General features: G+C 60.8%; 14 protein-coding genes, 1 tRNA gene and 2 pseudogenes. 6 read left to right on the plus strand and 11 right to left on the minus strand.

Translation table 11 applies throughout. From position 1 onward, the window contains the following. Positions 1-111 precede the first annotated feature (111 nt). Genes mksF through mksB form a run of 3 tightly spaced genes read right to left on the minus strand, consistent with a single transcriptional unit; the run spans position 112 to position 4,917 of the window. A complete protein-coding gene (gene mksF, locus PSH69_RS04100) occupies positions 112-2,952 on the minus strand; it encodes an Mks condensin complex protein MksF (protein ID WP_305411138.1) in 2,841 nt (946 codons plus the stop codon). Further along, a complete protein-coding gene (mksE, locus tag PSH69_RS04105) occupies positions 2,949-3,650 on the minus strand; it encodes an Mks condensin complex protein MksE (RefSeq protein ID WP_018929534.1) in 702 nt (233 codons plus the stop codon). The genes mksF and mksE overlap by 4 nt, the downstream gene beginning before the upstream one ends. Further along, complete coding sequence (gene mksB / locus PSH69_RS04110) at positions 3,640-4,917, minus strand: Mks condensin complex protein MksB (RefSeq protein ID WP_026286675.1); 1,278 nt, start codon at positions 4,915-4,917, stop codon at positions 3,640-3,642. The genes mksE and mksB overlap by 11 nt, the downstream gene beginning before the upstream one ends. 220 nt (positions 4,918-5,137) lie before the next feature. Here mksB and PSH69_RS04115 point away from each other — a divergent pair, with 220 nt between their 5' ends. Both PSH69_RS04115 and rimI read left to right on the plus strand, forming a co-directional pair. Beyond that, positions 5,138-5,884: an energy transducer TonB gene (locus PSH69_RS04115; RefSeq protein ID WP_305412782.1), complete on the plus strand. Its 747-nt coding sequence runs from the start codon at positions 5,138-5,140 to the stop codon at positions 5,882-5,884. Then, positions 5,877-6,329 carry a ribosomal protein S18-alanine N-acetyltransferase gene (rimI, locus tag PSH69_RS04120; RefSeq protein WP_018929537.1) on the plus strand — a complete coding sequence of 151 codons (453 nt, stop codon included), beginning with the start codon at positions 5,877-5,879 and terminating at the stop codon, positions 6,327-6,329. The genes PSH69_RS04115 and rimI overlap by 8 nt, the downstream gene beginning before the upstream one ends. 62 nt (positions 6,330-6,391) lie before the next feature. Here rimI and PSH69_RS04125 read toward each other — a convergent pair whose 3' ends face one another. Next, the gene (locus tag PSH69_RS04125) at positions 6,392-6,796 is read right to left on the minus strand and encodes a serine kinase/phosphatase (protein WP_111454504.1); all 405 of its coding nucleotides are present in this window, start codon (positions 6,794-6,796) and stop codon (positions 6,392-6,394) included. Positions 6,797-6,977: 181 nt separating this feature from the next. Here PSH69_RS04125 and can point away from each other — a divergent pair, with 181 nt between their 5' ends. Continuing rightward, positions 6,978-7,622: a carbonate dehydratase gene (gene can / locus PSH69_RS04130; RefSeq protein WP_305411139.1), complete on the plus strand. Its 645-nt coding sequence runs from the start codon at positions 6,978-6,980 to the stop codon at positions 7,620-7,622. Positions 7,623-7,629: 7 nt separating this feature from the next. Here the strand turns inward: can and PSH69_RS04135 are convergent, their stop codons facing one another. The 4 genes from PSH69_RS04135 to PSH69_RS04150 all read right to left on the minus strand — a co-directional run bounded on the left by PSH69_RS04135 (position 7,630) and on the right by PSH69_RS04150 (position 12,894). Beyond that, positions 7,630-8,154: an SET domain-containing protein-lysine N-methyltransferase gene (locus PSH69_RS04135; RefSeq protein WP_305411140.1), complete on the minus strand. Its 525-nt coding sequence runs from the start codon at positions 8,152-8,154 to the stop codon at positions 7,630-7,632. Positions 8,155-8,335: 181 nt separating this feature from the next. Continuing rightward, a complete protein-coding gene (locus tag PSH69_RS04140; RefSeq protein WP_305411141.1) occupies positions 8,336-9,508 on the minus strand; it encodes a hypothetical protein in 1,173 nt (390 codons plus the stop codon). 113 nt (positions 9,509-9,621) lie between these two features. After that, positions 9,622-11,322: an acid phosphatase gene (locus PSH69_RS04145; protein ID WP_305411142.1), complete on the minus strand. Its 1,701-nt coding sequence runs from the start codon at positions 11,320-11,322 to the stop codon at positions 9,622-9,624. A 153-nt stretch (positions 11,323-11,475) separates the two neighbouring features. Further along, positions 11,476-12,894, minus strand: coding sequence for a short-chain fatty acid transporter (locus PSH69_RS04150; protein ID WP_064616166.1), 1,419 nt, complete (start codon positions 12,892-12,894; stop codon positions 11,476-11,478). A gap of 196 nt (positions 12,895-13,090) precedes the next feature. Between PSH69_RS04150 and PSH69_RS04155 the strand changes: the two genes are divergently transcribed. The 3 genes and pseudogenes from PSH69_RS04155 to PSH69_RS30200 form a co-directional block, all read left to right on the plus strand. Continuing rightward, positions 13,091-14,404: an MFS transporter gene (locus PSH69_RS04155; protein WP_305411143.1), complete on the plus strand. Its 1,314-nt coding sequence runs from the start codon at positions 13,091-13,093 to the stop codon at positions 14,402-14,404. Positions 14,405-14,612: 208 nt separating this feature from the next. Further along, positions 14,613-15,251 (plus strand): annotated as a pseudogene (locus PSH69_RS30195) (PAS domain-containing protein); the annotation flags it as partial. Between the two features lie 150 nt (positions 15,252-15,401). Beyond that, positions 15,402-15,839, plus strand: a pseudogene (locus PSH69_RS30200) (methyl-accepting chemotaxis protein); the annotation flags it as partial. A 77-nt stretch (positions 15,840-15,916) separates the two neighbouring features. Here the strand turns inward: PSH69_RS30200 and ggt are convergent. The 3 genes from ggt to PSH69_RS04175 all read right to left on the minus strand — a co-directional run bounded on the left by ggt (position 15,917) and on the right by PSH69_RS04175 (position 20,150). Further along, positions 15,917-17,761 (minus strand): gamma-glutamyltransferase, encoded by a 1,845-nt coding sequence (gene ggt, locus PSH69_RS04165; RefSeq protein ID WP_305411145.1) that lies wholly within the window; start codon positions 17,759-17,761, stop codon positions 15,917-15,919. 138 nt (positions 17,762-17,899) lie between these two features. Beyond that, positions 17,900-17,976 (minus strand) — tRNA-Met (locus PSH69_RS04170). Between the two features lie 116 nt (positions 17,977-18,092). Continuing rightward, positions 18,093-20,150: a methyl-accepting chemotaxis protein gene (locus PSH69_RS04175; RefSeq protein WP_305411146.1), complete on the minus strand. Its 2,058-nt coding sequence runs from the start codon at positions 20,148-20,150 to the stop codon at positions 18,093-18,095. Between the last annotated feature and the right edge of the window lie 127 nt (positions 20,151-20,277).

The raw sequence follows: 20,277 nt of genomic DNA on the forward strand, positions 1-20,277 counted from the left end.
TGTCCGTGAAGGGGCCTTGGAACTGACTGAAGGTTTCAAGAATGTACCCATCAATAAAAAGGCCGCGATCCATATTGGATCGCGGCCTTTTCATTGGCTTCGATTCAGGCGTCAGACCGCATCCAGCTCCGGTTCGTCCGCCTGGATGTTAACGTTTGCTTTCACGTCATCGTGACGACGGATGAACTTCCAGTCCGCCTCGTCGATGTAGATACCGTTCGGGCCGCTGCCGCCTTCCAGGTCGATGGCGACGCTGGCGCAGACTTGCGGCTTCACACTCGCCAGGATCGGCACGAAGCCCAGTTGCAGGCTGGTTTCCAACAGCGCTGCCTGGTTCTTCTCGTCGATGTCCGCTGCCTCGTCGAGGTAGTACGGCAGGCGCACGCGACCAGCCTGGTCGCGGTCCATCAAGTGCAGCAACAAGTACATGTTTGTCAGCGCCTTGATGGTCATGGTGGTGCCGTTGGACGCCGCGCCGTCGATGTCGGTGTGGATCACCGGTTGGCCATTGACCTTGGTGATCTCGAACGCCAGTTCGAACAGATCCTTGAGACCGAGCTGGTTGTGGTTGGCCGCCACCAGCCGTGCCAGATATTCCTTGGCTTCTTCGTTCTTGTTGTCCTGCTCGGCGCTTTGGCTCAGGTCGAAGACGGAGAGGGTTTCGCCTTCTTCGTACTGGCCGGCGCTGTGGATGATCTGGTCAATGTGCTTGAGCGCTTCCTTGTTCGGTGCGAGCACGATACGGAAGCTCTGCAGGTTGGAGACCTGACGTTTGTTGATCTCGCGGTTGAACAGCGCCAGTTGATGTTCGAGGCTGTCGTAGTCGCTGCGGATGTTGCGCAGGGTCCGGGCGATGTCGGTAACCGCCGCGCGACGCGCCTTGCCGAGGGTCAGGGCTTCATCGGTACGGTGTGCGTACGCGTTGATCAGCAGTTGCAGGCGACGTTCCATATCGTCTTCGCTGTCGAACTTGGCCACGCCCTTGAGGCGAACCTGCGCGTAGAGCGCGTCGATCTGCCCGTCGGCCCGCAGCAGGCCTTGCCAGCTGTCCTGATAGTCATTGAGCAATGGCAGCAGGTTGTCCATGGAATCGTCGACCGGGTCCATGAACGGTGTGCCGAACGGCAGGTCCGCCGGCAACAGCTGACGGCGGCGCAGGGCATCGTCGAGGGTGCGTTGTTTGGCTTCCATGTCACCGATCTGCCGGCCAACCAATTGCAGCTTGGCCGACAGTTGCTGGACGCGTTCGGTGAAGGCATCGCTGGAGCGTTTCAACTCGTCCTGGGCGGCTTCCATCTGCGCCAATTGCTCAAGCTTGTCGCCTTCTTCGGCGCTCAGGGTTTGCGCGCGGCGGAAGTCTTCCAGGGCTTTCTGCGCATCCAGCACCTGTTGGTACAGCGCCTCGGTCTGGGTCTTGCTGGCCGCACGGTCGGCTGCTACGGCTTGCTGGGTTTTCAGTTGCTTGAGTTCTTTGTCCAGACGCTCTTTCTGATCGCGCAGTGCCGCTCGGTCGGCCAAGGCTTGCAGGGCCGGCGGCTCGATGTGCGACAGGTCGATGGACAGGCCCGGCACTTCGAAGCGCTCGCCTTTGAAGCCATCGAGGATCAGCTCCATGGACTTGACCCACTCACCGTCTTCATCCAGCGCGATGCCGTGTTCACCCAACGGCAGGCTGAACAGCGCGCTGTTGAACAGTCGCATCAGGCGCTCGACGTCCTGCTGCGAGAACTCTTCGCGCAGACGGGCATAGCTGTTGTTGTCAGCGTGATCGAGTTGTTGCTTCACCGATTTCAGGCGTTTTTCCAGATCCCGCAGACGCTCTTCCAGGTCTTCGGCCGAGAACTGCCGCGACTGGGCCAGCGCACCGGCCAGTTCATCGTGCGCGTCCTTGGCGGCGAGCAATTGCTGTTCGAGGACTTTGACGTCATCGACCAGGGCGAAGCGATGCTTGAGCACCGACAATTCGCCCAGCCAGCGCTGGATGCCGGTGATTTCCCGCTCCAGGCGCATCAGCTCTTGAGTGCCACCGCGTTGATCGTTTTGCAGGGCGTCCTGCTCGTTGCGGTAGTGCTCGGCCTGAATCGTCAGTTCTTCCTTGCGCGCACTGGCGTAGTCCGACCAGGTGCCGAGCAGGGAGTCGAGCAGCGGCGACAGGCGATGCAGTTTGCCGCGCAGGATATCCCGCTGTTTCACGCCGTTGGCCAAGGCTTCGACCAAGGGACCGGCCGCGACCAGCGAGTTGTAGTCCTGCTCCATGCGGCGGACATCGCGGAACGCTTCTTCGCACGCGGCGATGTAATCGACACTGCCGGAACGCAGGCTGTGTTCGAAGGCATCGAGGAACAGCTGCTTGAGTTTGGCCGCGGTGATTTCACGCATGTGCAGCAGGTTGATGAACAGGGCGCGGAAGGTCTTCAGGCTCTGCTCACTGGTGGAGCGCAGCGGGATCAGCGTCAGGTCGAGCGGAATCGAGGTGTGGCCGCCCACCAGCAAACGACGCAGTTCATCCGGCTTGAGTTCGTAGGCTTTCAGGCCTTCGCGCTCAAGATTGGTGAACAGCTCTTTCTGCCGCAGGCAGGTGTCGTCTTTCTGATAATGAGCCAGGTCGAGTTTGCCGGCGTAGGCAAAGAACTGGTGACCGAAACCACCACCCGGGCCGCGACCGACCACGCCAATCACGTGCGGGCCGTGGGGCAGGGAAACTTCGACGAGGATGTAACTGGTGTCCGAGGCGAAGTAGAAACGCCGCGATTGTTCCAGGCTGTACTTGCCGAAACTCATGTCCGACATGCGCGCCAGGATCGGGAACTGCAAGGCGTTGATCGAGGCGGACTTACCAAGGTTGTTCGCGCCGTAGACCGACAGCGGTTCTTCCAGCGGGAACAGGCCAAGGCTGTAACCGGCGGTGTTCAAAAGGGCAAAGCGGCGAATGCCGTAGCGTTCCTTGCTCATGCGTCGGTCTCCTGTTCTTCGGCAATGGCGCGGGCCAGGGCGTCTTCTTCGCTCTCTTCTTCAAACTCGGTGAGATCGAGCGGGTCGTCGGTCTGCAGCAGTTTTTCGTCGCTGTCTTCGTCGATCAGCACCGGCGCTGGTAACGGCAGCACGCTGTGCAGGCTGGCGGCCAGGTCGCGGTCCTGCTGAACCGACAGGCAGACATCGAGGAAGCGGTGCATCGGCGGCAGGAAACGGTAGACACCGTTTTCTTCGCCGGCGAAACCGAGTTGGGTCATGCGGCGCATGATTTTTTCTTCGAGTTCTTCGACGGTCTGCACTTCGGCCTGGATGAACAGGTCGCGGTACTTCTCCAGCAACGATGGCAACTCATCGCGACCGAGGCTGCCACCGTCGAGCACGGCGATCGGGTCGCGGCCCTGGTCGGCCAGGTGTTCGACGAGGATGAAGGTGAACAGCGCCAGGCGTTGCGCCGTCTTGTTTACCGCCGCCGCGGCCAGGTCCGGCACGAAGTAATAGAAACCACGGGTGTCGCACACCAGTTCAAAGCCCAGCGCCTTGAACAGGGTGCGGTACTGGTCCTGGAAGTTCGACAGTTGGGCGTACAGCTCCGGGTCGCGGCGGCTGACGTGGTAGCCCTTGAACAGCTCGCGAAAAATCGGCGCCAGCTGGGACAGTTCGTTTAGATCAAGATGCATGTGGGGTGCTCGCAGAATCCTCGGCGGCGGTGTCGCGGGCCGAGAGCAGGGCGAAGGAGCGCAGGCTGACCTGATGCTCGTGAGTATGGTAATCGCGGCGTTCCAGACGCTCGCGCTTGAAGCGTTTTTCCCGCGACAGGCGCGAGAACCAGTAGAGCAATTCGTCGGTGGCGCCGTCCGGCTCCTGCTCCAGCAGCCAGCTCATCAGGTCCGGCATTGGCAGGGCGTCTTCGCAGCGTTCGAGCATTTCCCGAACCGTGCGTGGCGCGCGTGGGGCTTCGCCTTTCTGGGTCTTGTGGGCCTTGGGGAAACGCGCCGGTTTCGGCTCGAAACGGGCCAGGGCGTACACGTAGGCTTCGACCTGGCTGGCACTGCCGAGGAAGGTGCTTTGCGGGCGGGTGAACAGCGGCATCGCGGCTTGTGGCACCGCATCGATGCCTTTGCGACGAATGGCCGACAGCGCCAGGGCTGCGCCACGGGTCACGGCGTTGTGCCGGCGCGCTTCTTCGCGCAGCGGCAGCAGCAGTTCGCGGGCGTGACGCAAGGTCAGCTGGGCGCTGGTCTGCATTTCGAGGATGCGTGCGTGGGTGCGCAGCAGCATGTCGTCGTCGACCAGATGGCCGAGGCGCTGCTGTTCGGTGAGCATGCGCAACAACACGTTCTCAACCTTGCGCACGCCTTGTTCGAAGGCGCCGTCGGCATTCACCAGCTGGATCATCGGTTCGACGTATTCGTCCCAGGTCGCCAGCACTTCAGCATAACGCTGACGCAGCGGAATCTGCCGGTCGCTGGTCTTGGCCCGTTCGGCGACGGCCACCAGGGCCTGTTCGTCGTTGGCGAGTTTCTTCAGCACGTCCCGCACACGCATGTCGAGCAGGCGCAACTGGCGCGCCAGATCGTTGCCGTCGCGAATGTCGAAGGCGTCCTGGATATAACCGGCCAGGCGTTCGAGGTGGCGCAGATAGGCTTCGATTTCCAGGCACAGGCCCAGACGGTGCTCACGGCGCAGGTAAGCGAGGAAGTCATGGATCTGTGCGTTGAGCTCGAAACGGTTCGGGCTTTTCGCCACGGGAACCAGAATGTCGAGGCGAATCCACACGTCCAGCAGGCTGGTGATGTCCTGCGGTGTGCTGTCCAGTTGCTGGGCGGCCAACTGTGAACGCAGTTCGTTGAGGCTCAGGGTGCCTTGGTCGAAGTGCTCGCACAGTGGCTCCAGAAGTGCCCAGTGTTCAGCGAGGGCGCGCAAGACGCGCTTGGGTTCGATCATCGGAATGGCCGGCTGGTTGGCAATTAAAAGCCGCGATTGTACTTCATCGCAGCCGTGTCGATTCACTCTGGGGATGGGCTGTCGCTTCTTCTATCGGTGAAGTCTATCGATCAAGCGTGGGCGATCTTGAGCGAAGGGCGGTAGAATCACCGCACTTTAGTTATCCACAAGTGGCCGACCTTTGCTTATCGAGTCCCGTCGCCGCGCTTATTTGACCGCCATGCAGGTGGTCAACTGGCTGCCGCGCACCGAATTGCCCTTTGCTGCGCCATCGCGGCCCGAGCTGCTGGAGATGCCTGAACCGTTGGTCGTCGCCCCGGTGACGCCTGCTCCGGTAGCGCAAACGCCCGTGGAACCGGCGGCCAAACCGGCCGAGCGGGTGAAAATCGAGGTGCCACGGCCGACGCCATCGGCTGGAAAACCAGCAAGCAAAGCGACGCAAGAGAGCGAAGAGGTACCGCTCGTCGCCAAGGCTGCGCCAGTGCCGCCGCCGCGTTTCGCTCTGCAATTGCTGCGAGCCGGTCGCTGCCTGTTGCTGGTGGAGTTACCCACAGGCGAAACTTTCCAGACCCGCGATCCCGCTTATCTGTTGCTCAAAGACATGCTGCGCGCCGCCGGTCTGCCGGACAGCCCGCAGATCGTCGGCGAGCCGGTGCGCTGGCCGCTGCTGGCTCGCGGCACCATGGACCAAGGGCCGGAAGCGGCTCGGGATTTCGTACAAGGTTTTCTGTCGGCCCGCCTGGAAGACGCACCGTGCGTCTGCCTGTGGCTGATCGGCCTGCCGGCGGTGCGTTTTGCCGGTGAGGCCAGCGCCGAATCCTTCAACCGTGAACTTCAGGTCGAAGGCCTGGGGTCGGTCTGGGCCTTGCCGGGCCTGGAGTTATTAATGGAAGAGCCACAGCGTAAGGCTGATGTCTGGCAAGCCATGCGTCGGCTGATGGCGCGTTGGAAAGAATCGAATGAGTGACGCTGTATCGTTCCGCCCGATGACCGAGGCGGACCTGGACGCTGTACTGAAAATCGAATACGCAGCCTACAGCCATCCCTGGACCCGCGGGATTTTTCTCGATGGCCTGGGCAAGTACCAGATCTGGCTGATGTTCGAAGGGCAGCAGCAGGTCGGTCATGGCGTAGTGCAGATCATCCTTGATGAGGCGCATCTGCTGAACATCACCGTCAAACCGGAAAATCAGGGCCGCGGCCTGGGCTTGACGCTGCTGGAGCACTTGATGTCGATTGCCTACAAGGCTGAGGCGCGGGAATGTTTCCTGGAAGTGCGCGACAGCAACCGGGCGGCGTTTCGGTTGTATGAGCGGTATGGGTTTAACGAGATCGGGCGTCGGCGGGATTACTACCCGGCGGTTGGCGGGCGGGAAGATGCGGTGGTGATGGCTTGCACCTTGGTTGATTGATCGTTTCTAAAGCCTTCGCGGGCGAGGCTTGCCCGCGAAGGCGTCTTCACGAACGTCAACGATCAAGGCTTGCCGTCCAATGGATCCTGCTGTGCCAGTTCCTCTTCATCCAGCCCATCGCCCCCACCGATATCGTCCTCGTCGACAATGCGCAACTCCCAATCCGCCTGGCCGTCTTCACCCGCTTCGTGGGCATCCCGTGCGCCGTCTTCACGGATCAGGGTTTCCGGGGTCAAGTCATCGTCGGTGGCGTCATTGTCATTGGTCGAGCCCCCAGTCATGCGGGGTTTACGGACGCGCGCGTCGGGCATCTGCTGTGCGTGCTCGTGTTCAGGTGTCAGGTCGCCGATTCTGGTGCCGGGTTCTTCCTCGTCGAAATCCAGCTCATGCACCGAGCCCATGCGGTCTTCATCGTCGTCGATGGGCTCGGGTGGCTCCTGATCGAACGGACGTCGTGAATCAGTCATGGCAATTCCTCATACTGTAGGCCCTACTACAATTGACCCACTGGGCTGCCGAGAATTCCCGCGGGCATGGAGCGCCGGCTAGCCGTTATAGACAGGGCGTCAGGGGATATCTGCATATTGCGCGTGACCCCGACACACGGTTGTCTGTCAAAGCAGCAAATCATTCTTGAGGCTTCATTGCATGAACGAATTACAAGATCTGATTGATAACAATGAGCGCTGGGCCGACGCGATCACCAAAGAAGACCCTGATTTCTTCGCCAAGCTGGCCCGTCAACAAACACCCGAATACCTGTGGATCGGTTGCTCCGATGCCCGCGTGCCAGCCAACGAGATCGTCGGCATGCTGCCAGGCGACTTGTTCGTGCATCGCAACGTGGCCAACGTGGTACTGCACACCGACCTCAACTGTCTGTCGGTGATTCAGTACGCGGTGGATGTACTCAAGGTCAAACACATCCTGGTGACCGGCCACTATGGCTGCGGCGGTGTACGCGCCTCGATGCAGGATCGTCAGTTGGGCCTGATCGACGGCTGGCTGCGCTCGATTCGTGATCTCTACTATGAAAAACGCGAAGAACTGGCCAAGTTGCCCACCGAAGAAGAGCGGGTCGACCGCCTCTGTGAGCTCAATGTGATCCAGCAGGTGGCCAACGTCGGTCACACCAGCATTGTGCAAAACGCCTGGCACCGCGGGCAGAGCCTGTCGATCCACGGCTGCATCTATGGCATCAAGGACGGTCGCTGGAAGAGCCTGAACGCCACCATCAGTGGTTTCGAGCAGTTGCCGCCGCAGTACCGTTTGCGCCCGGTCGAGGCGTTGTAAAAGCCTTTCAGCCGAGACTTCGCCGACGCCAGTGTTGAAAGAACTGTTCACCATTGGCATTCGGTGACTCGTCGTAGCCGATGATCCAGCCACGGCAGCAGGGACAACCGCAGCGGCAGGCGAACTGCCGCAGCAGCTTGTCTTCTGTCGCGGCGAAATCCATCGTCAGTCGGTCACCCTTTTTGATGTCTTTGAGCGCCCATAGCCACAGCTCGCTCATATCGAGAAAGACGTTGGGGTCGCAGGAGTGACTCAGCAGACCACTGAAGCACGGATCGTAGACATGGATTCCCGGCGCCAACTGCCGGGTGTGTCGGCAGCGATAGGGCAATAGATGTCCGGAAACCCGACAGATTCGGCTGATGCGGGGAAACTCGCGCAGTGCCGCGACCGCCATTGCCGAGCCCTGAGCGTTATGGATGATTTCAAAGTCGTCTTTAGAGGGGAATCCAAGGCGAAGGGGTAACTCTACAAACGGATAGATGCCATTTGATGACGGCGGTGGTAGTCCTTGTTCGGCATGGCTTCTCATAACAATCCTTGTCAGTTGGGTGCTACGACCTCCGTCTGCTGACATCCTGTCAGCTCTGCAGCACGTGGATACGACACAAGCCTCTCGCAAATGAAATAACCGGTCTACTGTCAGATATGACAGGCGAAAAAAGCTCTTTCCCGCGTCAGCCATGGCTCACGCGGGAAAGACTTCCATTGTTTTACAAGTGTGGGGCAGATGCGGAGGTCATAAGGGCCGGGGTCTGCAGCTGTTTCAGCTCGGATTTGACCGGCGCTGTCGAGCATTTGGCCACCGCTTGCTCTGGCGTCAGGTTGCGAATCGAGGTGTAGAACAGTTCGCAGGTTTTTTCTTTCTGGGTCACTTGCCAGGTCTGAGTGCAGCTTTTCAGCTGAGCGGTAGGGTCAGTGCCCGGTTTGCTGCCCATTCCGGCCTGCCAGCACGCGGCACTCAAATCCTGCCCCATGACTTTCAGCCCCGCGGCGTCGGCCTTGGCCTGCGCATCGTCGCCGCTATAGGCTTCGGGGTCGGCGGCGTACCAGATGTAGCTCGGGTGGTTGGAACCCAGTACGGGGACCGTCACACCCTTCTTCGGGCTGATGGTTGCCAGGCCCAATATTTCTACGGTCTGCCCGTATTGTTGCTTGATCCAGTTACGCACCGGTGAACCAAAGGCGACCATTGGCAATGCTGCACCTTTGGCATTCTGGCTGACCTCCTTGACCATGGTGGTCTGGTAGTCCGTGAAGTAGTTGTAGACGCCTTCCAGATCCTTCCCGGCGGTGGACGGCGCGGCAATCGGCGCGATGTCGATGATGGTCTGATAGGCCGGCGTCTGATCGGCGGGAATGTTGTTGGCGGTCAGCAGCGCGGCCCAGCGGTCGGTGGTCTTGGACTCAAGATAGTCCTGGGCCTGGGTCAGGGAATAATCTGGCGGGAAGTGCAGCAGTTCGACGCTTTTGCGGTTTTCCAGCGCCATGCCCAGCGGCAGGAACAGGTACCAGTTATAGGTCCATTTGCCATCGGCACTCAGCTTGTTGGCGCCGTTGTAGGCCAAATCCCCAGCATTGAGCAGCGCGGTCAGTGGCTTGTCATAGCCTTTGGGCACACCGCTGATATGGGCGTGGAGCTGGTTATTGTCGGTTTTGACCAGCACTTTTGCGGTCTTGTAGCCATCGCGCTGTACGCTTTGGGTCAGGTAATGCTCGACGGTCTGCTCCAGTGTCCAGTTGCGGAAGCAGATGACATTACAGTTGTTGGGGTAGGCGAACAGCCGGGTGACGCGTTCGGTACTGCCCAGATTCAGATCGACATCGGCGTGGGCGGCAGCACTCAGGGTGAGTGCGGCGAGGGTGAATCCTGCGAGTTTGAACATGCTCAGATCCTTTTCAGCGTGAGCCCTCGGAGGTGGGGCGGGTACATACTGAAACTAGTTGTGTCGAACGGTCTAGTAGACAAGTGAAAAGATCGCCAGTCAGAGCACCTCTTTCATCCGGCAAAGTGCAGTGCATTGCTCAAATCGCCCATGGGTTTCTGGCCCCGGGCAATCATCGCGTCATCCCGCTGCCTGAGCCCATCGAGCTTTTCAAGCTGAAACACCCGGGTGATCAACCGCAGAATCGAGCCGGTGTCATAGACCGTGTGATCCACCATGCCCTTGCGCGCAAACGGCGAAACCACCAGCGTCGGTACCCGCGAGCCCGGCCCCCAGCGGTCGCCGTTGGGCGGTGCGACGTGATCCCACCAACCGCCGTTCTCATCGACCGTGACCACGACCACCATGTTTTTCCACTGCGGGCTTTCCCGCAGCACTTTCAGGGCGCGGACGATGTGCCGGTCGCCGGACGCTACATCGGCGTAACCGGCGTGCATGTTCAGGTTGCCCTGGGGTTTATAGAAACTCACCGCCGGCAGCTTGCCCGCCTCGGCATCGGCAAAGAACTTGTTGGTATTCGACTCATCGCCCAACCCCGCATCCCGTAGACGTTTACCGCGCTCCAGCGGGTTTTCCGGCCCCTGCTGCTTGAAGTAGTTGAACGGTTGGTGGTGGTACTGGAAGTTCGGGATTTTCGGAATGCCGCCAGAGTCCTTGTACTGATCCAGCGTCGCCTGCCAACCTCCGGCATACCAGGCCCAGTCGATATTTTTCTTCGAGAGCTTGTCGCCTATGTGCTCGTGGGTCTGGGGGACCATGACGTTCGGCAGGTCTGGTTTGGCGTACGCCGGACGCTCGGGGTCGCGAATCCAGGTCGGCCAGTACGGCGGAGCGAGCGTGTTGACCCCATAGCCGTCCGGCGTCAGCGCGCTGGGGCCGAATTGGGGTGGGCCGGTCATGGCACTGGCCGGGGATTGTTCCAGAGGCTTGAGGCGTGGGTCGGCCGGATCGTCGCTTTGCAGCGTGGCGATCTGTGTCTTGGCTACCGAGTTGACGGCGTCCGGATAAAACGGCGCGGTGGCGCTGATCAGGTACTGATGGTTGAGAAACGAGCCGCCGAAAGCCCCCTGGAAAAAGTTATCGCAGAGCACAAATTCTTGGGCAACGTCCCACAACCGCAGGGAATATCGACTCTGGGCGTAATGCCCCATGGGCAGGCCACCGGAGTCGCCCCAGGCGACAAAGCCGTCATTTTTGCCACCGTTGATCTGCATCTGGTTCTGATAGAACGCATGCCACAGATCGCGTGTCACCAGGCCGAACGGCAAGTCTTCTGCGTTCGGACCTTTGAGGGCAAAGGGCGCGTTAGGCAGGTGTTCCTGGAACTGGGTTGCACTGGGGTAAGTCACGCCATCGAGGGTTTGCGGGCCGATCTGCAGCACGCCGCCCCAGACTGGCGGCAGGGTCTGCAACAGGCTGCCATCGCGATCGCGCTGCTGATATTCGACAGGCTTGAGGCCCGAGAGCGGTTTCTCGACACCAGGGAAGTCGCCGAACAGGTTATTGAAACTACGGTTCTCGGCGTAGATCACTACTACGGTTTTCACCTGGTCGCGTAGGGCTTTGTCCAATTCGACAGGTGAAAGCAGGCGTTCGAGCGGTTTACCCGATTCATCGCCATGACTGCCACAAGCGCTGAGGGTCGCGCCGACAGTGAGTACCGCCACGCCACCCAGGAAGCGGCGGCGACTGGTGTCGGTGGGCGTATCTGGTTGCGGGGAGGAGGCGTCGTTGCGGTTTTCTTCATCGTTCATGGCGAGTTCCGTCTTGCTAAGTTGTTTCAATATGTTTCGGCGGGACGCTAGCAGCGAGGTGTGACAGAGGGGTTACGTTTGTGAAAACAATGAGTCGCCAGTGTGGAAGCAGCCCGCTTCCACACTGGATTGGTGGTGGATTGAAGGTCGGCGTCAAGGCATCACCGGCGCCATATACGTAAGCGTCGTCCCTAGCGCCCACAGCAGAAACAGCACCAGTGGCGTGTGCACCAGCAACTGCACGAACGAAAACCCGATCAGATCCCGGGCCTTCAACCCGAGCACGCCCAGTAGCGGCAGCATGTAGAACGGGTTGATCAGGTTCGGCAGCGCTTCGGCGGCGTTGTAGATCTGCACGGCCCAGCCCAGGTGGTAGTTCAGGTCATTGGCCACTTGCATGACGTATGGCGCTTCAATGATCCATTTGCCGCCACCGGAAGGGATGAAAAAGCCGAGGATGGCCGAGTACACGCCCATCAGCAGGGCATAGGTGTCGTGGGACGCGATTTGTACGAAAAAGGTCGAGATGTGGTGGGCCAATGATTGTCCGTCGGTGCCCTTGACCACCGTCATCAGGGCAGCGATCGAGCCGTACAGCGGGAACTGGATCAGCACGCCGGTGGTGGTCGGCACCGCACGGGCCACCGCATCGAGGAAGCTGCGCGGGCGCCAGTGCAGCAGTGCGCCGAGCATCAGGAACAGGAAGTTGTAGGTGTTCAGTCCGGAAATCGCGCTGATCGCCGGTTTGGTCGCAAACTCATGGAACAGCCATCCGGCCGCCAGCAATGCCAGCAGAATCGTCAGCAACGGGCTGTATTCCAGCCATTCACCGGGGCGGGTACGCGGTGCTGGCGCCGGCAGACTGAAACCCGGATCGATACCGCAGGCTTTGGCGTCACGAGCTGTCGCGGGGCCGGGCGCGGTGGCGTAGGCAACGATTAGCGAAACCACGGTCAGTGCCAGCAACAGCACACCCGACTGCCAGAGAAAGATCGTTTGAGTGAAGGGAATGACGCCCGTGATCGACAGAATCGATGGCGGCAAACTGGCGGGGTTGGCCTGCAATTGTGCCGCGGACGACGACAGACCCAAGGCCCAGACCGCGCCCAGGCCAAGATAGGCGGCGGCACCGGCGGCTCGGTAATCCATTTTCAGATCGGTACGGCGGGCGAGGGCACGTACCAGCAGCCCGCCGAATACCAGTGACAGCCCCCAGTTCAGCAACGACGCGACCATGGAAATCAGCGCCACCCAGGCCACGGCGGAACGGCCGTTTTTCGGGACCCGTGCCAGGCGATCGATCAGTTTCACCGCCGGTGGCGAACTGGCGACCACGTAACCGCCGATCACCACGAATGCCATCTGCATGGTGAACGGAATCAGGCTCCAGAAACCGTCACCGAAGGCCATGGCGGCGTCGGTGGGTTTGGCGCCCATGGCCATGGTCGCCACAGCGACGATGATCACTGCCAGCGCGGCGAATACCCAGGAGTCGGGAAACCAGCGTTCGGCAAAGTTTGAACAATGCAGGGCAAAGCGCGCATAGCGGCTATCTTCGATATCAGCGGCCACGGGAGTACCTCGTTTTTATGTTTATTGTGGGGTTCAGGGCGCAATGGCCCATCCGGTCGGTGCCAACAGTAAATCAATCGGCCCGTTGCGGGGACGCTGTTTGGGGCGTTTGGGACTATGGTCTAACGGGTTGTCCACAAGCGCATTTGCGTAGACCATGGGCGCCTTGGTTTTTTGCCTGTCAGAGTTCTTTTACATGACTGCCAACATCAATGCGCGCCCGGCGCCCTTCACTCGCTCGGACTACAAGACCCTGGGGCTTGCAGCCTTGGGCGGTGCGCTGGAAATCTACGACTTCATTATTTTCGTATTCTTCGCGCTGACCCTCAGCCAGCTGTTCTTCCCGCCGGAAATGCCCGAGTGGCTGCGTCTGCTGCAAAGCTTCGGGATCTTCGTCACTGGCTACCTCGCGCGTCCGTTGGGCGGGATCCTGATGGCGCATTTCGCTGACCGGTTGGGACGCAAGAAGGTGTTCAGCCTGAGCATTCTGATGATGGCGTTGCCGTGTTTGCTGATCGGGATCATGCCGACCTACGCCCAGATCGGCTATTTCGCACCACTGCTGCTGTTGGCCCTGAGGGTCCTGCAAGGCGCGGCGGTGGGTGGTGAAGTGCCGAGCGCCTGGGTGTTCGTCGCTGAGCACGCGCCGGTCGGGCATCGCGGTTATGCCCTTGGTTTCCTGCAGGCGGGGCTGACCTTCGGTTACCTGATCGGCGCCTTGACGGCGACTTTTCTGGCTCAGGCGTTCACCCCGGCGCAAATCCTCGATTACGCCTGGCGTTACCCGTTTCTGTTGGGCGGTGTGTTTGGCGTGATCGGTGTCTGGCTGCGCCGCTGGCTCAGCGAAACCCCGGTGTTCATGGCGATGCAGGCCCAGCGCGAGGCCGCTGTCGAACTGCCGCTGCGTACGGTCCTGCGTGAGCACCGTCTGGCGATGCTGCCGGCGATGATCCTCACCTGCGTGCTGACCTCGGCCGTGGTGGTGTTTGTAGTCATCACCCCGACCATGATGCAGAAAACCTTCGGCATGACCGCCAGCCATACCTTCGCGCTGAGTGCCTTGGGCATCGTCTTTCTGAATATTGGCTGTGTGCTCGCCGGGCTGCTCGTCGATCGTATCGGCGCCTGGCGCACGGTGATGCTGTATAGCCTGCTGCTGCCTCTGGGTATCGGCGTGCTCTATACCTGTCTGATCATTGAGGGCCAGTGGATCGGTCTGGCCTATGCGCTGGCCGGCCTGGGTTGTGGGGTGGTCGGCGCAGTGCCGTCAGTGATGGTCAGCCTGTTTCCGGCGCGGATTCGTGTCTCGGGGATTTCTTTCACCTACAACATTGCCTACGCCGCCTGGGCGAGTGTCACACCGCTGCTGTTGATCGGTTTGATGCCGTGGAGTCCGTGGATTTGTGTGATCTTCTGCGCGGTGATGGGGACCGTGGGCATCAGCAGCGCGGTGTATTTCGGTGCGCGAATGCCGCGAGTCGGACGCTGTTCGGTGGCTGGCGCGGCATGAGGCTGTTTGTGCCGCGACTATTTTTGTAGGACAACCCTGCAACACTCTTCAGAAAATATCCGCAAAGCCGATGGTTAGGCTGTAAGCCGCTTTTTATCTCTGTCCATCGGTGCTTCCCATGTTCAATAAACGCTTGAAGCAGGAGCTGTCGGCTCTTCGCGAAGAACTCTCCAGCCTTCTGCAAGTCAAGGAGAGTCTGGAAAGCGAGATGCTGGTCCTGACCCTCGACTCCGATGGGCGAATTCAATCGGTCAACCAAAACTTCGTCAGTGAGATGCTCTACAAAAGCAATGATCTGATCGGCCGGAACATCGAAGACCTTGTTCCGGTCCATGTGAAATCGGATGAATTCCACAACCGTTTCAAGGCCGCGCTGACCCGTGGCGAGCACTTTGCCGGCGCGGTCCGTTTGCTACGCGGCAACGGTGCCGAAGCCTGGTTGCGTTCGATCATGCAGCCGGTGCGGTCCTCGGACGGCCGTATCAAGAACTTCTCGATTTACTCCAGCGACCTGACCCGTACCATCGAGGCGTCCCGTGAGCATGAAAACCTGATTGGCGCGCTGGTGCGTTCGACGGCAGTGATCGAGTTCGACCTCAATGGCAACGTGCTGATGGCCAACGAGCGTTTCCTCAGTGGCATGGGTTACAGCCTGGCGCAGATCCAGGGTAAACATCACCGGACCTTTTGCGAGCCAGAGGAATACAACAGCGCCGAGTATCAGAACTTCTGGCGTCGCCTGAACGCCGGGGAGTTCGTCGCTGATCGTTTCAAACGCATCGACAGCCACGGTCGCGTGGTCTGGCTGGAGGCTTCCTACAACCCGGTGCTCGACGCCAACAACAAGCTCTACAAAGTGGTGAAGTTCGCCACGATGGTTACCGATCAGGTGCATCAGGAGCAGGCTGTCGCCGAGGCGGCCAACATTGCCTACAGCACTTCTCAGCAAACCGACCAGAGTGCACAGCGCGGTACTGCCGTGGTGACCCAAGCTGTGGATGTGATGCGTGACTTGGCCAAACACATGCAAACCGCTGGCGAAGGCATCGAAGCACTGAACGAGCAATCGTTGGTGATCGGCACCATCGTCAAAACCATCAGCGGCATCGCCGAACAGACCAACCTGCTGGCGCTCAATGCGGCCATCGAAGCGGCTCGCGCCGGTGAACAGGGTCGCGGGTTTGCCGTGGTGGCGGACGAAGTCCGGCAATTGGCCTCGCGCACCAGCCAGGCGACCGATGAAATTGTCGGCGTCGTGCGTCAGAACCAGGACATGGCGCGCAATGCCGTGGCGCTCATGACTGACGGCAAGCTCCAGGCTGAGCAAGGTCTGGCGCTGGCGGCGGAGGCGGGCACGGTGATCGTCGAGATCCAGGACGGTGCGCAGAAAGTGGTGAACGCGGTTGGGCAGTTTGCCAACCAACTATCGACTTGATGCTATCTACCCGGCGCGGGTGGTCCTCAAAAAGGCCTACCCCGCCCGGTAAGCCTTTCCTCGTTCCTGCGTACGACTCAATCCCCCAACGCTTCCCCCTCGCGCCGTGGATCGGCCCCGCCGGCCAACGCGGCTTTCCCCTGCGCATCCTTGACCCGAACAATCGCCTGAGTCCCGCTGGTCATGTCGATCTCGCCCACGCTGTGCCCTTTGTCCTTCAGCGCCTGAATCAGTGCCGGGCTGAACTGACCCTGTTCCAGTTCGGTCGGGCCGTTGCGGCTGCCGAAGTTGGGCAGGTTGATGGCGGCCTGTGGGTCGAGGTTCCAGTCGAGCAGGCCGATGGTGGATTTGGCCACGTACTCGATGATCTGTGAACCGCCGGGCGAGCCGACAGTGGCCACGAACTCGCCGCTCTGGCGGTCGAAGATCAGCGTGGGCGCCATGGACGAGCGCGGGCGTTTGCCGGGTTCGACGCGGTTGGCGACTTTTTGCCCTTGCTCTTCGGGGATGAACGAGAAGTCGGTCATCTGGTTGTTGAGCAGGAAACCCTGGACCATCAAGTGTGAGCCGAATGCCGCTTCCACGGTGGTGGTCATGGACACGGCATCGCCCTCGTCATCGACCGCCACCACCTGCGAGGTGGAGATGCGCAGCGGCGAGCGGTCCGGCGCGTAGGCGACCTGAATGCCCGGCGGGGTGCCGGGTTTGGCCTGGCCCATGCTGCGATCACCTATCAAGGCGGCGCGACTGGCCAGGTAAGTCGGGTCGACCAGCCCTTTGACCGGTACGGGTACGAAGTCGGTGTCGGCAACGTACTGCGCACGATCGGCATAAGCCAGGCGCTCGGCTTCGGCGATCAGGTGCACGGCTTCAGGGGCTGGCTCTATGCCCGCCGGTTTGCTGGTCTTGACCGGTTTGAGTGGTGCCAGGGCAAAGCGTGGGTCGCGGGTTTCCAGGGCCTGCAAGGTGCCGAGGATTTGCGCCACGGCGATTCCGCCCGATGACGGCGGTGGCATGCCGCACACTTGCCACCGTTTGTAGTCGGTGCACAGCGGCGCGCGTTCCTTGGCCTTGTAGCCCTGGAGATCGTTCAGCGACAGGCTGCCGGGGTTGGTATGGCCCTGAACCTTGGCGACGATTTCTTTTGCGATCGGCCCTGTGTACAGCGCGTCGGGACCTTCCTTGGCGATGCGCTTGAACACCGCGGCGAGTGCCGGGTTTTTCAGCTGTGTACCGACGGCTTTCGGGTGACCATCGGCAGTCAGAAAGTAGGTGGCCATGTCCGGTGAGCGCTGGATAAACGCGTCGGCCGCGATCAACTGATGCAGTCGTGGCGAGATGGCGAAACCTTGCTCGGCGAGTTTGATGGCGGGCTCGAACAGCCTCGCCCACGGCAGGCGACCGTGCTTTTGATGGGCCAGCTCCAACGCCCGCAACACACCCGGCGTACCCACCGAGCGCCCGCCGATCTGCGCCTGGGTGAAAGGCATCGGTTTGCCGTCGGCTTGCAGGAACAGTTTCTCGGTGGCGCCAGCCGGTGCGGTTTCGCGACCGTCGTAGGTGCGTACGGCCTTGCCATCCCACAGCACAATCAACGCGCCACCGCCGATACCCGACGATTGCGGCTCGACCAACGTCAACACCGCTTGCATGGCAATGGCTGCATCAATCGCCGAGCCGCCCTCGCGCAACATCTCCCGCCCGGCTTCGGCTGCCAGCGGATTGGCGGCTGCGGCCATGTGTCTGGAGGCGTGTCGCGTCTGCAGGTCGGTGCGATAACCGGAGGTGATTTCCGGCGCGACCGGCAAGGTCGAGACCGAAGGCGAAGAGGGCGGGGCGTTACACGCGGCGAGGGTTAAAGCGGTGGCGATCAGCGAAAAGGCTGACAGGCGATAGCGGTTCGAGTGGAAGGCTGAGAACACGCGAGGCACTCCGTCCATGGGATAAAAGGTCTGGGGACTTTATCGGCCGAAGGAGTGCTACGCAAATCAGGATTCGCCCGCCACTTTTCTCGGGGCATAAAAAAACGGCCTACCTTTCGGTAAGCCGTTTTTAGTACTTGGTGGCTACACAGGGACTTGAACCCCGGACCCCAGCATTATGAATGCTATGCTCTAACCAACTGAGCTATGTAGCCAAGTGGCGCGCATTATTCACCTGGAACGACGATGCGTCAAGCGTAAATCTAAAATATTTCTCCACACTTTCAACCGCTTATCCCGCTGACCCGAAAAAACGGGTCAGGGGAGGGCATCAACCGAGCTGAAATCTCCCGGTATTCGCACTCAAGGCCTTGCTACCCTGGCTCAAGGTGTCCGCGGCGAGATTCACCGCCCGCGCGCCTTCGAGCAAGCGTACCGCCGCCTGATCGACTTGCTGGATGTTGCCGCTGACTTCATCGGCAGTACTCGCTTGCTCTTCAACGGCAGTGGCGATTTGTGCCAGGGTGTCGGTGACGCTTTGCACCGCGCTGGCGATTTCCCCCAGGCGTTCGCCGAGACCGGTGACGGCTTGTGCATCCGATTGCGCCTGGCCGCAGGCAGCCTCCATCAGGCTTACCGCTTCGTTCACGGTGCTGCGCAGGCTGTCGACGGTGCCGGCGATCTGCGCGGTGGAGGACTGGGTGCGTTGCGACAGGCTGCGCACTTCATCGGCCACCACCGCAAAGCCGCGACCTTGCTCGCCAGCCCGTGCGGCCTCAATGGCGGCGTTGAGGGCCAGCAGGTTAGTCTGCTCGGCCACGCCGCGAATGGTATCGACCACCAATTGAATCTGCTGCCCTTGCTCGCTGACCCGACCCAGTGCCGCCGCCGTTTCGTTCAACCGCTGATTGAGCTGCTGAATACTCGCTGTCGTGCGTTGGCTGTCGCGGCTGCTGTCGGCGGCGATGCGCTGGGTGTGCTGAGCGCTACCAGACGCCTGTTCGCAACTCTGGGCGACCCCTTGTGAGGTGGCGGCCAATTGCGTGGCCGCTGCGGCGATCTGGCTGATTTGCAACTGCTGGGCTTCGACTTCGCCAAGGGCACCGCTGGAGTGATCGTTGAGGGTGCGCACCGCGTTGCTTAACTGCAGGGTTTCGTGATCGACCCCCAGCAAACTGTTGCGCAGTTGTACCACCGCGACGTTAAGCGAGGTGCTGATCGCTGCCAGTTCGTCGCGGCCCTGTACCGGTACTTGCAGGCTCAGGTTGCCGTCGCGCAGTGCTTCGGCCAGCAGTGTGATGCCGCTGGCGCTGCGACGGATCGAGGCCTGTAGACAGATGAACAGGTACAGCGCGGCCAGCAGCAGGCAGCCAAAAATTGTCGCCACCAGGATGAACTGGCGGATGGCCGAGCCGTGGTAATAATCCAGCCGTTGATCCAGAGAAACCAACGATTGCTGGCGCAGCGAGGCAAGGTTACCGAGGAGGGCGTCGAGACTGCGTTCGAAGTCTTCGGGCTTGAGGTTGATGCTGCCACCGAAGACGCCGTCGTCCAGCACTTTCAAGCCGGTATCCAGCTGCTTGAGGCTGTCATGGTACTGCCCGGCCCAGGTTTGCAGGGCACTGGGCAGGCGCGCTTCCAGCAGGCTACCAGTTTTCACCAGCTGTTCCCGAGCGTCGCCGATGCGGCTGCGCAAGTCGCGCAATTGCAGGCGGCTTTGCAGAGTGAACTGCCCGGACACCACCGAAGCTTGACCAACCGCGGCGAGGCGACCGACCCGTTCGATCAGGTCCGGTGCGTGTTGAGTGGAGATTTGCGTCAGCAGATAAGTTTCCAGCCATGGCGCGAGGGTCAGGCGATTGTCCATGGCAATTTGTTCGCGCAACGCTTGCAGGGCGCTCAAGGCATTGGTGAAGCGATCATAGCCGTCCGGCCACCATCCAACGCTGCTCAGGCTTTTCGAATCCAGGCCGGTGAGGGCGCTTTGCAGGGCTTGATAGCGGGTGAGGGTCTCGCCCTCGGCGCCTTCGGTGTTCAGGGCATTACCCAAGTCTGTGATTGCCTGGGCCACAGCCGGCTGAACCGTGTCGAACGCCGCCATCGCAGCGATGGTTGCTGGCGTCGGCTGGCGGTTGGTTTCGGTGGCGCGCCAGCGCGCGGCACGGTCACGCTGGGCGGCGAGCAAGTTGTCGAGCGCATCCAGGGCAATCAATTGCCGGACCCCGGCGCGTTCGCCGGCGATCAGGCTCAACTTGTCACGATAGTCCTGGCCGATCATCCACAAGCTGCCTGCCAGCGGCAGGATAAACAGCAGAAACAGCAGCTGAAATTTGCGCGCGAAGCCGAAACGCCCCAGCAGCCCGATCCCCGGTGATAAAAAAGCCTGCATGCCCCATGACTCCTCTGGACACCACGCACCATTGGCGTGCGTCGAGGCCGTGGCGACCGCGACTGATGTCCTTCTAAAAGGCCTCGAAAGTTCACCTTGGTCCGCTCTGTAGGCCGACTCTGTAGCG

Source organism: Pseudomonas sp. FP1740 (assembly GCF_030687165.1).
In the GTDB taxonomy this organism is placed as follows: Bacteria; Pseudomonadota; Gammaproteobacteria; order Pseudomonadales; family Pseudomonadaceae; genus Aquipseudomonas.

Excerpts from the sequence above, each read along its gene's own strand:
- mksF (WP_305411138.1), bottom strand. The coding sequence starts at position 2,952 with ATGAGCAAGGAACGCTACGGCATTCGCCGCTTTGCCCTTTTGAACACC.
- mksE (WP_018929534.1), bottom strand. The coding sequence starts at position 3,650 with ATGCATCTTGATCTAAACGAACTGTCCCAGCTGGCGCCGATTTTTCGC.
- mksB (WP_026286675.1), bottom strand. The coding sequence starts at position 4,917 with ATGATCGAACCCAAGCGCGTCTTGCGCGCCCTCGCTGAACACTGGGCA.
- PSH69_RS04115 (WP_305412782.1), top strand. The coding sequence starts at position 5,138 with ATGCAGGTGGTCAACTGGCTGCCGCGCACCGAATTGCCCTTTGCTGCG.
- rimI (WP_018929537.1), top strand. The coding sequence starts at position 5,877 with ATGAGTGACGCTGTATCGTTCCGCCCGATGACCGAGGCGGACCTGGAC.
- PSH69_RS04125 (WP_111454504.1), bottom strand. The coding sequence starts at position 6,796 with ATGACTGATTCACGACGTCCGTTCGATCAGGAGCCACCCGAGCCCATC.
- can (WP_305411139.1), top strand. The coding sequence starts at position 6,978 with ATGAACGAATTACAAGATCTGATTGATAACAATGAGCGCTGGGCCGAC.
- PSH69_RS04135 (WP_305411140.1), bottom strand. The coding sequence starts at position 8,154 with ATGAGAAGCCATGCCGAACAAGGACTACCACCGCCGTCATCAAATGGC.
- PSH69_RS04140 (WP_305411141.1), bottom strand. The coding sequence starts at position 9,508 with ATGTTCAAACTCGCAGGATTCACCCTCGCCGCACTCACCCTGAGTGCT.
- PSH69_RS04145 (WP_305411142.1), bottom strand. The coding sequence starts at position 11,322 with ATGAACGATGAAGAAAACCGCAACGACGCCTCCTCCCCGCAACCAGAT.
- PSH69_RS04155 (WP_305411143.1), top strand. The coding sequence starts at position 13,091 with ATGACTGCCAACATCAATGCGCGCCCGGCGCCCTTCACTCGCTCGGAC.
- PSH69_RS04175 (WP_305411146.1), bottom strand. The coding sequence starts at position 20,150 with ATGCAGGCTTTTTTATCACCGGGGATCGGGCTGCTGGGGCGTTTCGGC.